The following is a 14,377-nucleotide window of genomic DNA, read 5'->3' as shown; positions in this document are numbered from 1 at the left end:
TGGAGAGGACTGAATAAGCATTGAACTCTAATGATAAAAAAATAAGTTTACCTCGATTGTACATCCCCTCTAATGAGAAAATAGTTAACCCACTTTCAACAGGAATTAAAGCTTCAAATCTCTCCAAAAAAAATACTCAAAAAAGAATTAATCCCCAATTCTATAATCAACAACATGATCTAAATAATCATTTCTGCGTCATTGTAGGTAGTGAGTATGTCTTGAAAATTATTGCTTTACAGCAATCATTAATGCAGTACTCAGAAAAATTCACATTGTGGATTTGTTGTATAGATCCTTTTGCATATTCACTATTAAAAGAAATGAGTTTAATTAATGTAAACCTTTTACAAGTTGAAGAATTAGAAGATCGTGAACTAAAAGCAATTAAGAGAAAAAGAAAAGTAAATGAATATTGTTGGACTTTAAAATCTGTCTTGATAGAATATTTATTGGTCAATTATGATTTACCATCTATTCTATATTGTGATGGTGATTTATGCTTTTTCTCTGACCCTAATATTATTTTTGAGGAATGGGGTGACCATTCTATCTTCCTAACCCCCCAAAGAGATCGTGATTGGGTAGAAAAAATGTACGGAAAATATCAGGCTGGTCTAATTGGATTTAAGAATGATCTCTATGGACTAAAAAGTGTAAGATGGTGGAAAAATAAATGTATAGATTGGTGCAGTGCCGAGGCTGAAGAGGGGAAATTTGGAGACCAAAAGTATTTAGATTATATCCCTATATATTTTCCAAAAGTAAAAATTTCAAATAACTTAGGTATAAATGCTGCGCCTTGGAACTGTATATATAATAACGATTATAAAATTGACAAGACTAAAAATGATATATTTATTGAAAACGACAAACTAGTTGTTTACCATTTTGCATGTATTACTATCTTTACTGAAAATGATTTTGATCTTTGGTCTTTGGGAGAAATTTCAATACCCAATAATATATTAAACCATATTTACACTCCGTATTTAGAGAGAATTCAATTTGTTTTAAAGCAATTAAAGGATAAATTCAATAAAGATACTAAACAATTTTTAAGTAAAAAAGATATAAATAAAGCTCAAACTTTATATAAAGATTCACAATTAAGAAGAAAAATGAATCAATCCAATCATTTTATGAACTTTTCCATGATTATAAGTAAAGAACGATTAATTCAAGGATTGACCTCTTATTATTCCTTAGAAAATTTCAACGCTAAATTTACTGTATGGATCTGTTGTATGGATGATCTAACTTATCAAATATTAGAGAAATTAAAATTAAAGCACGCCATACTAATTCCGGTAAAAGAAATTGAAAATCATGAACTCCTCAGTATAAAAAATGATAGAAGTTTACAAGAGTATTGTTGGACATTAAAAGCGCCCCTATGTCTACATGTCCTTAGTCTTTATCCGGAAGTTGATCACATTATATATTGTGATGCTGATATGTATTTCTTTACAGCACCTAATATCATTCTTGATGAGTGGTGGAAATACTCTGTATTCCTTTGCCCTCAAAGAAGCTCTACTGAAATTGAAAGCATACACGGTATATACCAAGCTGGTTTAGTAGGCTTCAAAAACGATCAAAATAGTAAAGAAATTTTAACATGGTGGAAAGATAAATGCCTAGAATATTGTAATAATCATTATGATGTTGAAATGGATAGATGGGGTGATCAAAAATATTTAAATCACATTCCTAACATCTTTTCTAATATAAAAATCATGACTCATAGAGGTATTGATGCAGCACCTTGGAATGTCATTTTAAATAGCAGTTCTATATCCAAAACAGATAATAAAGTTTTTATTGATCAAGATGAATTAATAGCTTTTCATTTTGGAAGTATGCAAATTATTAATCCAAATGAGTTCGATTTATGGAAACACGAAACTTTAGAATTACCTCCAGCAGTTTTAGATTATATATACATTCCTTATATTGAACAATTGAATAAGACATGTCATACCCTTCATAATACTTTTCAAAAACCTTCCTCCTCTTTATTTGCTGATCAAATTGATACAACAACAATAAAAAATTATTTTAAATACCCCTCCCCTCATCACAATTAAGACTGATACTTTCCTTATTTAAAAATAAATCTATTTATTTCAGCAACTAAAAATACATCTTAATAAAGGATAGATTATCACTATGATTGCTTCATTTAAAAATAAAACTTTCCTTATTACTGGTGGATACGGTTTTATTGGTTCTCACTTGGCACGAAGACTTTTAAATTTACAAGCAAAAATTGTTCTTTTCATAAGAACACCATCAAACTCTTGGAGACTAAAGGATATTCTAAAATATATTGAAACCTATGAAATAGATATACGAGATAAAAAACAAGTACAAGATGCAATAAAGAAAATTAATCCCGATTATATCTTTCACCTGGCAGCCTATGGTGTAAATTCTGCCCATACAGATTACATCCATGCTATAGAAACAAATGTTATAGGGACTTGTAACATTATTCAAGCAGCAAAATTGGTGAATTGTAAAAAAATCATCAATTTTGGGAGTAGTTCTGAATACGGTAACAAGATGGAACCTATTCATGAAAATATGTTACTAACTCCTGTGGATATCTATGGAAGTACCAAAGCTGCTGCTACTATACTCGCCCATCAAATTGCTAGCGAAAACAATATTAATCTTATAACATTAAGACCTTTTGGCATATTCGGAGAAGGCGAAGAGCCGCATAAAATTTTTAGCTATATAATCTTGCGAGTATTACAAAACAAAGATGTAAATTTAACTTTATGTAATCAATTAAGAGATTATTGTTATATAGAAAATGTAATAGATGCCTGTATCCTAGCAGTAGAAAATACTACTGTACAAAATGAAATTTTTAATATTGGGAGCGGCACTATTCACCCCTTGAAACATTATGTAGAATTATTATTCAAACATTTGAAAACCAATTCCAGACCAAATTACGGTGCAATTTCCTCTAGAACAAATGAAAGATGGGTTCCTGAAGCGGATGTGCAAAAAATAAAAAACTCTCTTTCCTGGGAACCTAGAATTAATATTGAAGAAGGAATTATAAAAACTGTTAATTGGTATAAAAATAATAAACATTTATACCTAACCCCCTAAAAATAGGGTACTAAAGGAGGTGGACTAATTGTTAAACCAAAACTTTAATAATGCTTTTTACGGAAAAACAATTTTAATTACTGGACATACTGGTTTTAAAGGTTCTTGGTTATCCCTATGGTTGAATGAATTAGGTGCTACTGTAATCGGATATTCATTAGATCCTAAAAATAAGAATGATAACTTTAACATTACTAACCTTCAAAATAATATAATTGATATTCGTGGAGACATTAGAGATTTTAATAAATTAAATAAGGTTTTTACAGATTATAAACCTGAAATTGTATTCCATTTAGCTGCCCAACCTCTAGTTAATTATTCATATGAATATCCTAGAGAAACATACGAGGTAAACGTTGTAGGGACTATGAATGTACTAGAGGCAATTCGATTACATGAATCAGCTAAAATAGGAATTATGGTGACAAGTGACAAGTGCTATGAAAATAAAGAATGGCCTTGGGGTTATCGTGAAATTGACCCTATGGGCGGCCATGACATATATAGCTCAAGCAAAGGATGCTGTGAACTTTTAATTTCTTCCTATCGAAATTCTTACTTTTCAGAAGAAAACTTTTCTCAACACAAGAAAATAATTGCAAGCGTTCGAGCTGGTAATGTAATTGGTGGTGGTGATTGGTCAATAGATAGAATTATTCCTGATTGTATACGAGCATTAGAATCAAACAAAAACATTATTATTAGAAACCCTACTGCTATTAGACCCTGGCAACATGTACTAGAACCTTTAAGCGGGTATTTACTCCTTACAGAAAAAATTATAAATAATGGTATCCCTTATTCAGGAGCATGGAACTTCGGGCCATCCCTAAGCAATATTGTTCCAGTAGAAAAATTAGTGACCAGTTTACTAGATATTTGGGGCTGCGGGGATTGGACAGCAGAAAATATAGGTCCAATAAATTTTCATGAAGCAAATTTACTAAATCTTGACATTAGCAAAGCAAAATTCAATCTTAATTGGCAGCCAAAATGGTCCCTACAACAGACTTTAGAAAATACAATAGAATGGTATAAACATTATAATTCTTACACCAGTTCTGAGATGATAAATCTATGTATTAGCCAAATCAAACAATATTGCATGCTTTGAACTACTCCCACTTCCCCATACTTGCTGTGAGTTCCTTATGGAGGGAGTCTTCTTGGTTAAAATAATAAAAGATACATTAATTTTTATAGTCTAAATTATAAACCTACTATACCTAAAATTATGTGATTGTCCATTAACAAAGATTTTATTTCTTCGGTTATTTCAAATCAACTATTGACATTATACTTAAGAATAAAGGAATCACATATTTTTCTAGTGATTCCCTTGTTCTGAGAAAATAATGTCTTGCTTTAACGACAATACAGTATATGCGATTATTAATTTATTTGTTCTAGTTATGAAAAAATCTATTCCTGTCAAAAGAGCTTTCTTCAAAGAAAAACTTCCTATTTTCTTCTACTTATCCTACCCGAAAAGTAACTAAGATGAAAATTTTGATAATTATATCTACTATTATAGAATTATCCCCTTCTTGTAGCTATTCCACTAAAGTTCATGCTTATATATTGATTCTCTGATTTATTATCACCAATGTTGATGAATTCATGCATTGCTTATTCTATTCACAAATTGCTTTTTGAATTATCTTTTCAGAATAAGTAAAGAAGGCTTTCTCTTTTATGCACTTCTTCCCTACCAGTCTTTAATTTGCCTTTAATCAACAATAAGAACAAATCTTCAATATAGTACATCTTCTATAAAACAAAACCATAAGTAAGATAATTTCACTATTACAAATAATGAGATGTTCTGTTTCACCTTTTTACATTATCTAAAAAAGAACTTGTAGGAATTCTTACAAGTTCTTTTTTGTTTTCTTTATTGTCTTCTTATTTACATACGCAAGATTTATATATTTTATCGGATACATACTATATGTATCCGATAAAATAATTTAAAAATTAATATGTAATTGATCCGTTTTAAGAAAAGGAAATTTCATAAATCTTCAATCACAGTTTCTAAGTTCACCTGATAGAACGTATAAAGACTCATATCATCTTTTGATAATTTTTGGATGTTTTATTCTAAGTATATTCGACACAAATTGATTGTTTTTTATGAATTTTCTTGAAAAATATTGTAATATCACTCCATTTTTTCTTCTATTTTGTTATGATGTTTATAATTAAATTGGATTAGGATTTTTTTAGAAAATGGGGGCGTATATTATGAGTGTTTCAGTAAAGGGAAATGAGCAATTAACCTCTCTATTGAACGACTGGTATCGAGCTATGCTATCTCAACAAGTGATAAAAGCTACTAATCTAAAAAAGAAAATTGATGAAAAAATTAATAAGTTAAGCATTGAGCCGGATCAAGAACATCAGGATCAAAATTTGTTACTATACTATTCACTACTCGAATTTCGTTACAAGGTCTTAACAGATAGCCTTGGTATTCAACAAAATAGTTTTGATACTATTAGCGATTATGATATGCCTACAGATCAATTTCTACAATTCTATTATCATTTTTTCAAATCCATTCATTCCACTTTTATATCTAATTATACTGAGGCAGAGGAACATTATAAACTAGCAGAAAAAATATTGGTAGCTATACCAGATGAAATTGAACATGCTGAATTTTACTATAGAATTGCTACTTTCTATCACCATACCTATAACAATCTCGCTTCTATCGAGTACGCAAATAAATCGAGAGCAATCTTTTCAAAGTACGAAGGTTATGAAGTAAAAACAGCCTTTTGTAATAGTTTGCTAGGTGGTTGCTGCATCTATTTAAAACAGTACGAACAAGCAGAAGAATATCTACATTGCGCAATTGATTTACTACAAAAAAATAGGGAAGAAGATTCCTTGTTATACGTAAAAAATACTATGGGGTGGCTGTATTCTGATCAAAGTATGTCTACTTTAGCTATTCGTCACCTTTCAGAAGTAACAGAGAAAATCCCTACACACTTCAAGGCCATCTTCCTACAAGCTAAGGAACATTATAAGTTAGGAGAACAACCAACGGCCAGCCAACTCATTGATAAGGGACTACAGATTTGTAGAGAAATTCATAACGAAGAATACACACACCACTTCTCTATTTTAAAAAAATTAAACGAAAATATTCCATTGGAAGAATTAGAAAAAATCATTCAAGAAGGAATCTTATACTTTGAGGAAGAAGAATTATGGGAATATGTTGTCGAATACGCCGAATTATTTGCCACAAAATGTAGACAATTAGAGAACCACCAAAAAGTAAGTGACTATTTCCATATTTGTTATCAAGCAAGACAAAAATCAATCGCAAAAGGAGTGTTAAAATAATGAAAAAAATTAGCTTATTATTATCAGGCATTGCTTTTATTGGGGTATTAACGGTGGGAATTTTTCAGTTTTCTAAAACAGATCAGCTTGCTACTCATGGGCATTATCCTGCTCCTTCATATAGTGTTGGCGATTATGGTGGTGCACCACCACAAATTTAATGTAAATGTATTTAAAAACCCTCCAAATGGAGGGTTTTTAAATGGCTTATCTGCCTGTTCAATACGCATAGAGAGTACATATTATACTTATTTACTATGTTATAAGATTTTTCATTTCCACTCTGTAACAAGATTCTAGCATTCTCTCCTAAAATCTCAACTTAAATCTTAAATCCACCAATTAACTCTTGAAGTTCTTCCGCCATCTGTGCTAATTGTATTGCTGAAGAATTTATCTCTTCCATAGAAGCATGTTGTTCCTCAGATGAACCAGCTATCGTTTGCATACTTGAAGAATTTTCTTTTACAGCCATAGCTATTTGATCAATCGATGTATCAACTTTCATTGCATCAGTTGTCATTTTATTTGATAGTTCTACCATACCATGCACTTTTGATACAATATCATTTGCAGATTTTGAAATCTCATAAAAACTTTGTTTTGTATCATTCGCAACCTTAATTCCCGACTGTACTTCTACGCCTACTTCATTCATAGCTTTTACAGTCTCATGTACGTCTGCTTGTATTTCCTTAATTAAACTTCCAATTTCCATTGAAGATTCGGATGATTGCTCCGCCAACTTTCTAACTTCATCAGCAACAATTGCAAACCCTCTCCCCTGTTCCCCAGCTCTAGCTGCTTCAATCGCTGCATTTAATGCTAATAAATTTGTTTGTTCCGCAATATTTTGAATCGCTTCTAATATACTGCCAATTTGCTGTGATTTCTTATCTAATAATTTTATGACATTATCGGATTGAGAAACAGAGTGATGGATAGACTGCATTTGTGTTACAGTTTGTTCTACTAATTGTTCACCTTCATTGGCTTTTTGTTTAGTGTATATGGATGAAGCCGATACTTCAGAAGCATTCTCAGCTACGTATTGAATATTTCGTGTTACCTCACCAATTAATTCAGCTCCAGACTCAACTTCATTATTTTGAACCTCTGCACTGTTCGAGATTTCTTCCATCTCTTTTGTAATTTGTTCTGTCGCAACACTTGCTTGCTCTACACTAGCAGTTAATTCCTCAGAAGACGCAGCTACATGTCCTGCAGATGTGTTAATTTGAGAAATAATAGTACGTAACGACTCTGCCATTGTATTGAAACTACCACCTAATTGACCAAGTTCATCATTTGAGCGAATATCTATTTTCTCGGTTAAATCTCCCTGACTAATTCTTTGGGCCGAGATAACTAATTGTCTTAGTGGAGTAATAATGGATCTAAGTATAAATAAAATTACAATTCCACCTAACAATAATGAAGCCCCTATTATAGTGAGCGTTTTATAAAAAATAGGATTGGTAGCTTCTTCAATTTCTTTCGTAGGCATTACCCCAGCTATCTTCCAACCTGTTTTTTTATTTGTCTTAAAGCTTATGTCTCGATCTTCACCATTGAGGCTATAAGTAATTACTCCATCTTCTTTCTTGTACAATTCATCCGCTAAACTTTTCTCTAATTTCTCTCCAGGCTTTAGTGATGGATGAACAACTATAGTTTTATCTTGACTAACTATAGATACAAATCCTTGCTTTCCAATTTTTATCATTTTGGATGTTTTTACGATATCTGTAATATTCAAATCTACGCCAATGACACCACTTTTATCTGCATTTTGCTTTGCAATTGCAATTACCATATTTCCTGTAGACTTTGATTTATAGGGAGATGAAACAATAATCTCTCCATTTGCTTTTACTGCATCCTTATACCAACTACTTTCTAACGGATTAAACCCTTCTGGTATCTTGCCAACAGGTGCATGAATAAATTGGTTGTTACTAGATGCCGTATAAATCGTTTCTATCTCTGGATGTAACTGTATATATTGATCAAATTTACTCTGTACATTTTGCGATTGTTCAGGATTATAATCACCTTGTGTAAGTACTTTTGCAAAATGAGTGACATCTATATGCTTATTTTCTAATTCATCATCAACAATCTTATCTAATATACTTATATTATCTTTTGCTGATTGTAGAATTGTTTCATTAAGATCTGTTTTTGCTTTATTATAAGATGATACTCCTACGATAAGACTTGGTATAATTAATATTGCTATAAATGCCATAGACAACTTTGTTTTAAGCTTTATTTGTCCCAATCTTTCTTTTATACTATACACTAGCTACTTCTCCTTTTCATTTTTACTACTTTTATATTTATTTAAGTTTTTCTCCTTTATTTTTTCCACATTCATTTATGGAACCATAATTACATCCTATAATTCAAATTTTATAATTTAGCGATTTAAATTTCACAGGCAGAGTTTTATCTGTCCTCCTTTTGAATATATTATTTTTGTAGATTTAGCAATTATTAGACTACGAATTATTCCAAATAAACTGGATGAAACATATACTTCATTTAAAAAATAATTATTGGATTTTTCGAATGAAATCCTTACCATAATAAATTCACTAAACATAACTAAGTAAATCTTATCTTTTAATAATTATATTTAACTGCCTTTTAACCATTCTAACTGTATCACTTCATTGATTTATCTACTTATTACAACCACTTTTGTTTAATTGAATCACTAAACCATAAATTCCAAATAGAAGAATAAAATAAATTAGAGAATTACATTGTAACATGTATATATGAGTTTTTAATATTAAAATTTAAAACTTTACTATTTTTCATATGCAATATTACATGCGAAAAGCCTTACTTTTTTTGTTATACTATGCTTGTGGATTTTTCATCCGAAAATCTACCCAAACGCATATTTATGTATATGCCACCCTAATTGATGAAAGTGAGAAGAATGTTTATCATTTTTCTCACTTTTTTATATTTTAAATGTTTGTACAAAAACTCTTTAGATACTCTAATAATCCATACGTATAAATCATATAATAAAAATAAACTTAAAAAGGGAATTAAAATTCCAAATTTATCCTTTGAAATCATTTATTTTCTAAAAAATAATTCCACATCTTTATCAACTCATTTTAGAATATTTAAACAATAATTATATATACATTCCCTGCATAAATTATTCATTTTCTTTTATATAACACCTATTTTTTTACTTCTGATAAATTATTAAACATTGGATTATTATACACCCCCCTAAAAACATGAGGTATTTTGTAGAATTTTGTCTATCAATATGTATGTACACCCTTTTGTAGTGGATATAGACTGTGAGGTGTAAGGAGATACCTTACAAAATAATAAAAAGGAGATTATAAAATGAGTAGATTAACAAAATTCTCAAAGTTAGCATTTGCGACTTTAATCGCGGGAAGTAGTTTAAGTACCTTTGTTTCGTCGCACAGTGTACAAGCTGACACCTTAGATCCTAATTACCAAGACCATGTAAAATTCATACCAACTTCTAGTGCTAGGCCAGCATTGGAACAAAAAAACACTATTGTTCCCGAATCAAAAGTTATTAAAAACCATTATGTAAAGTACTCTAAAGCACATTTCCAAACTAAAGAAAGTATACCAAAAGAGATTTATTATTCTTCAGAAGGCTTTAAGGGCTATATACAGGCAAGTACCGTTTTGGATATGGGAAATCATTTCGCAACACTATATTCCGGAACCGTTATTCGATGTTAGACTTTTAATCCCTTCTCTCTTAATGCTTATAATGATCAATTGCTCACTGCCAATACTGTAATGTCTATTGTTCATAAAATAAACCACAAAATCTTTCGATTTCATGGTTTATCAAATATAAAGATAATGCTAAACGAATACTCTAACATTACCTTCCCCAAAGTTAATTATAGAGTATTTTCAAAAAAAAGACACTCTTGTAGTGTCTTTTTTATAGTATTTTAAAAAGAATTCCACCTACTAAAACCTTTTTGTTGCGCCTATTCGTTTATTTCAATATAATACTTTTCCATCTCGTATATGCAATAGACAATGATAGCTAAACTCCAACTGACACCATAATAATCATGTGTGTAGAAGTCATATCCCGCCTTAATACCTTTCTCTATTACAACAAATATAAATCCTAAAGCCACCCATTTGTTAATTTTCATCTTAATAAACGTTAAAGAGATAATTATTAAAAATAAAATATTTGTAAGATGATTTATCATTAGCTCATATTTTTGAATGTATACTGCCATCATACAAGCAACGATATTAGTCGCAATGCCAAAGGCAATCATCGCTCCCCAAATCCTGTACGAAAGTCCCACTCCTGAGTCAGTCCCTTCCTAAACAAATATCCTTTTCTTTAATTCGTTCCTACACCCTATTCAAGGTATGCTAAATTATCCTTGTCTGATGAATATCTATTTATCTTTTCATATAGAGCAAACAAAATCTCGACTCATAATTTTTTCGTTATTAGGCAAACTATGTCTAAGCCGTTTGAACTAGCGGCTTCACTCTTCTGGTAATGGGATAGCACAATTTATTGAATTGACTAACTCATTCAACCCACTGGCACCGGCAGGCAACAAAATAGTTGTCTGCCATTTTTATGTATACTTTTTCTAAATTCATTACGAACCAAGTGTGTGCTGTACTGATTTCAAAAAAGACGGAATTTCATTTTTGAAAATGTAAAAAAGATAAGATCCTGTCTACTATTGGTATAGGACTTTTTCTTTTCACATATACTATTTTTGAACCTGTTTACCAATACGTGTCCTAATGGTGTCTTGAATTCCTCCTAATAAGGGCTGCAGATACGACTGCATGCCCTTTTTATTTACGTTGCTGCTCTATATTTTATAAAATAATTAAAAACTAAAAATGGATTATTACATATTTTTTCTGTTCAGATTATGTTAAAATTTACTTCATAGTCGAATTTTGGTTTCGTATCTAATTCAGCAATATGTGAACTGTTTACCTAAAGAAAAGACACCCAAAAGGTGTCTTTTCTTCTTTTCATCTAAAAACATTTTTCCTTTTCAGTAAGATCCAATTAGCCCTCTAATCTAAACCTCATCTTTAAAGGTAATTTAATCACGGTACTCAAGCGTTTTCACCTATTTCGATATGCTTATAGTTTAATTTGAAATAATATATCTATTACTTTTTTAACAAATGAAATCTATCATTAGATTTCTATATGTATACCGTACTAAGCGCCATTTAACACTGTATAAATAGTGTTAAATATGTTAATTGAATATTAGTAATAGTAAGTATAAATATTATCAATTTACTATATATTACATATATGTAAAAACGGATGTATGTTAAGCTTTTTCAAAATCTTTCCCCTAATAAAGATTTGAAGTAGCATTTCATGATTCTCCTTACTGTTAATATGCCTTGAAAAAGAACCCTATAGGGTTCTTTTTCTTTTCATTATAACCTCAGTAATTCCTTATTTAACATGCAAAAGGACTGCTAATTACTTGCAGCCCTTTTACACATTAATATACACTTGTATTAAATACTTAACACTTTCTTGTATTAGGCATTTATACAAACTTAACATGCCATTATTATTTAGATATATAACACTTCAAAGTTTAGAAGTATACAATAACAAATCTTTCCCAGCTTCCAGCAACATAACTAGTAGCTGTTAATTCTCTACCACCATTTGCTGATATATATCTACCATTACTTAATGCTTGTAATACATATATCCTATTATCCCCACCATTATATAAGATAAATTTTTCCCATGCCCCAATTAATGTACGATCTGCTACTACTCTACCATTTGGCTCAAACGAAACATACTTCCCATTACTTTTAGCTTTTAAAGCGTACGTATATAATTCCCCAGTCGGAATTAATTCAAATTTCTCCCATTCATTAACTGCATTACGATTTGCTATTACATTTCCCAAAGGCTCAGCAGAAACATATTGTAAATTTGCTGCCTGTATAGCAACTGTCCAACTTCCATTAAATAAATTCACGACTTTTAGTGAACCTGCTTTTGATAGATTTGCTGCCGATACATCATTCGATGGTGTAATCATCAATATCATTAAAACCATCGGCAACATCATTAAAACTAACTTTTTTGAGATTGTATTACCACTTGCACGTGTTATGAACCTCTTCATTCCCATTCCTCCCTTAATATACATAGAACTCATATACATCATACCAAATATGTAAAATATTGTAACAAAAGAAAGGTTTTTTCAATAAATACCTTACTATTCTGTTTCTTTTTTCTCAAATCTATAGCACTTAAACATGTATCAATTCTCAAGCACATTTTTGAAATCCCCCCTGATAAACAAATATAGCAGTTGATAGAAAGGAGAGTATATACAAAAGAGAGAGTATTTTCATTTCACTTTTCTTTAAATAAAAGCCAAATAGCCGTTCATAATGAACGACTATTTGCATCTAACTAATAATTAGAATGTTCCTCATGTTAATCTATTTGGTTTAACCCCGTTGAAGTAACTTGATAGGTTCTTTTTTTGCCTATATATACTTGTTTATTATTCTCAAGGTTAAGAAGTGTAGCACGTGTCTTTTCCTTTACTGCTTCCCCTTCTATATGGGTAAACTCAATGTAATCTCCCACTTTTACGGGCACTGTTTGGATTTCAGCAGTTTGTTGTCTGTTTCCCACTATTTCCTTATTATACACAACACTACCGGTTGAATTCTGAACTGTAATACTTGCATACGTACTATTAAAGTAAGAATGTGGTACGCCTGCTTCTAAATTCACCTGCATTTTCTCTGTTGTCCTATTATAATCAACTTTTGCGATTTCTCTATCACTATATCCTTTTAAAGACCACCCAAAATGATTTCCATCTAAAACCGTTGTTTCTGGCATTTTTTCTACTTTCTTCAAGCCTTCTTTTGTAACTTCGTACATGACTTTTTTTCCAAAGCTTTCTTGTTTACTGCTGTCTACATTTATTAAAGTAGCTCTATGCATACCTTCTAGGTGTGTCAACTCAATATAATCTCCTACTTTAACTGGAACTTTTTGCGATTCAGCATTTTGTTGTTTGTTTCCATAAATGTCTTTATTGTATACTACTTTTCCTGATGCATTTTGTACTTTAATACTCGCATACGTTTCATTAAAATAATGATGCGGTACGCCTGCTTTTAAGTCGATTTGCATTTCTTCTGTTGACTTATTGAAATTAATTTTTGCAAACTCGAAATCACTAATTCCTTTTAGTGACCATGCAAACTGGTTTCCTTCTAAAATATTATTTACATTAGGCATATCTGGTTTAATTGGATTAGAATCCGTCCCCTTCCAAATCTCTGCTGTTAAAATTGGATATCCTAATGCAGCTACTTTTTGAATGGTATCGTTATTTGGACGTAATCCCCACTTCTCAAAGAAAGGAATCAAATTTTGTTTGGCTACTTTTGATGCTGAAATCATAAATAATTGTTTTTTATTTTCATCAGTTTGTGGAAGTTCACTTGAAGGCATGTCTCTATACAATTGATGCAATTTAGGATAGAAATCCTCTCCATACGCTAACTGTAGTTGCCAAAGCATAACAAGTTTTACAAAAACATCACTAATTTCGTCATAGTTTTTATTCGTTTGTTCTAGATATTGAAACGCTTTTGGATAAACTCCACTTTTCTCTAAGTTGGATGATTGATTAAATGCTTTTTCTACAGAAAGGCTGTATATATTATTTTGTACTTCTGTCATATTATAAAACTTCCAGGGTGATTGTTGTCTCAAATGTCCTGCCTCATGCCAAGGACCCCATCCATCTGTTACAAATTTATTAATATCTAACAC

General features: G+C 30.8%; 10 protein-coding genes. 6 read left to right on the top strand and 4 right to left on the bottom strand.

Going from position 1 to position 14,377, the window contains the following annotated elements:
- The first annotated feature begins 20 nt into the window (after positions 1 to 20).
- From DN401_RS04480 to DN401_RS29705, 5 genes are all read left to right on the top strand, one after another.
- Positions 21 to 2,090: a glycosyl transferase gene (locus DN401_RS04480; protein ID WP_001087527.1), complete on the top strand. Its 2,070-nt coding sequence runs from the start codon at positions 21 to 23 to the stop codon at positions 2,088 to 2,090.
- Positions 2,091 to 2,172: 82 nt separating this feature from the next.
- Positions 2,173 to 3,132: an NAD-dependent epimerase/dehydratase family protein gene (locus DN401_RS04475; protein ID WP_000561952.1), complete on the top strand. Its 960-nt coding sequence runs from the start codon at positions 2,173 to 2,175 to the stop codon at positions 3,130 to 3,132.
- A 28-nt stretch (positions 3,133 to 3,160) separates the two neighbouring features.
- Entirely contained in the window at positions 3,161 to 4,249 is a 1,089-nt protein-coding gene (rfbG, locus tag DN401_RS04470; protein WP_016125006.1) for a CDP-glucose 4,6-dehydratase, read from the top strand.
- A gap of 1,133 nt (positions 4,250 to 5,382) precedes the next feature.
- Positions 5,383 to 6,498 (top strand): Rap family tetratricopeptide repeat protein, encoded by a 1,116-nt coding sequence (locus DN401_RS04465; protein ID WP_149287585.1) that lies wholly within the window; start codon positions 5,383 to 5,385, stop codon positions 6,496 to 6,498.
- The gene (locus DN401_RS29705) at positions 6,498 to 6,659 is read left to right on the top strand and encodes a hypothetical protein (RefSeq protein WP_000724107.1); all 162 of its coding nucleotides are present in this window, start codon (positions 6,498 to 6,500) and stop codon (positions 6,657 to 6,659) included. Before DN401_RS04465 ends, DN401_RS29705 begins: the two co-directional genes overlap by 1 nt.
- Before the next feature lie 161 nt (positions 6,660 to 6,820).
- Here the strand turns inward: DN401_RS29705 and DN401_RS04460 are convergent, their stop codons facing one another.
- On the bottom strand, positions 6,821 to 8,803 hold the full coding sequence (locus DN401_RS04460; protein WP_149287584.1) for a methyl-accepting chemotaxis protein: 1,983 nt from the start codon (positions 8,801 to 8,803) through the stop codon (positions 6,821 to 6,823).
- Between the two features lie 1,079 nt (positions 8,804 to 9,882).
- Here DN401_RS04460 and DN401_RS04455 point away from each other — a divergent pair.
- A complete protein-coding gene (locus DN401_RS04455) occupies positions 9,883 to 10,257 on the top strand; it encodes a hypothetical protein (protein ID WP_149287583.1) in 375 nt (124 codons plus the stop codon).
- 260 nt (positions 10,258 to 10,517) lie between these two features.
- Here the strand turns inward: DN401_RS04455 and DN401_RS04450 are convergent, their stop codons facing one another.
- The 3 genes from DN401_RS04450 to DN401_RS04435 form a co-directional block, all read right to left on the bottom strand.
- Positions 10,518 to 10,853, bottom strand: coding sequence for a hypothetical protein (locus tag DN401_RS04450; RefSeq protein WP_149287582.1), 336 nt, complete (start codon positions 10,851 to 10,853; stop codon positions 10,518 to 10,520).
- A gap of 1,293 nt (positions 10,854 to 12,146) precedes the next feature.
- Positions 12,147 to 12,695, bottom strand: a complete 549-nt coding sequence (locus tag DN401_RS04445) for a fascin domain-containing protein (protein WP_149287581.1) — start codon at positions 12,693 to 12,695, stop codon at positions 12,147 to 12,149.
- Between the two features lie 320 nt (positions 12,696 to 13,015).
- A partial coding sequence (locus DN401_RS04435) for a putative mucin/carbohydrate-binding domain-containing protein (RefSeq protein WP_218944372.1) occupies positions 13,016 to 14,377 on the bottom strand: 1,362 nt, incomplete at its 5' end.

Origin of the sequence: Bacillus sp. BF2-3, from assembly GCF_008368795.1 — a bacterium.
GTDB lineage: Bacteria > Bacillota > Bacilli > Bacillales > Bacillaceae_G > Bacillus_A > Bacillus_A cereus.
The sequence above is the reverse complement of the archived record's forward strand: the minus strand, read 5'-3'. Positions and strand labels throughout refer to the sequence as shown.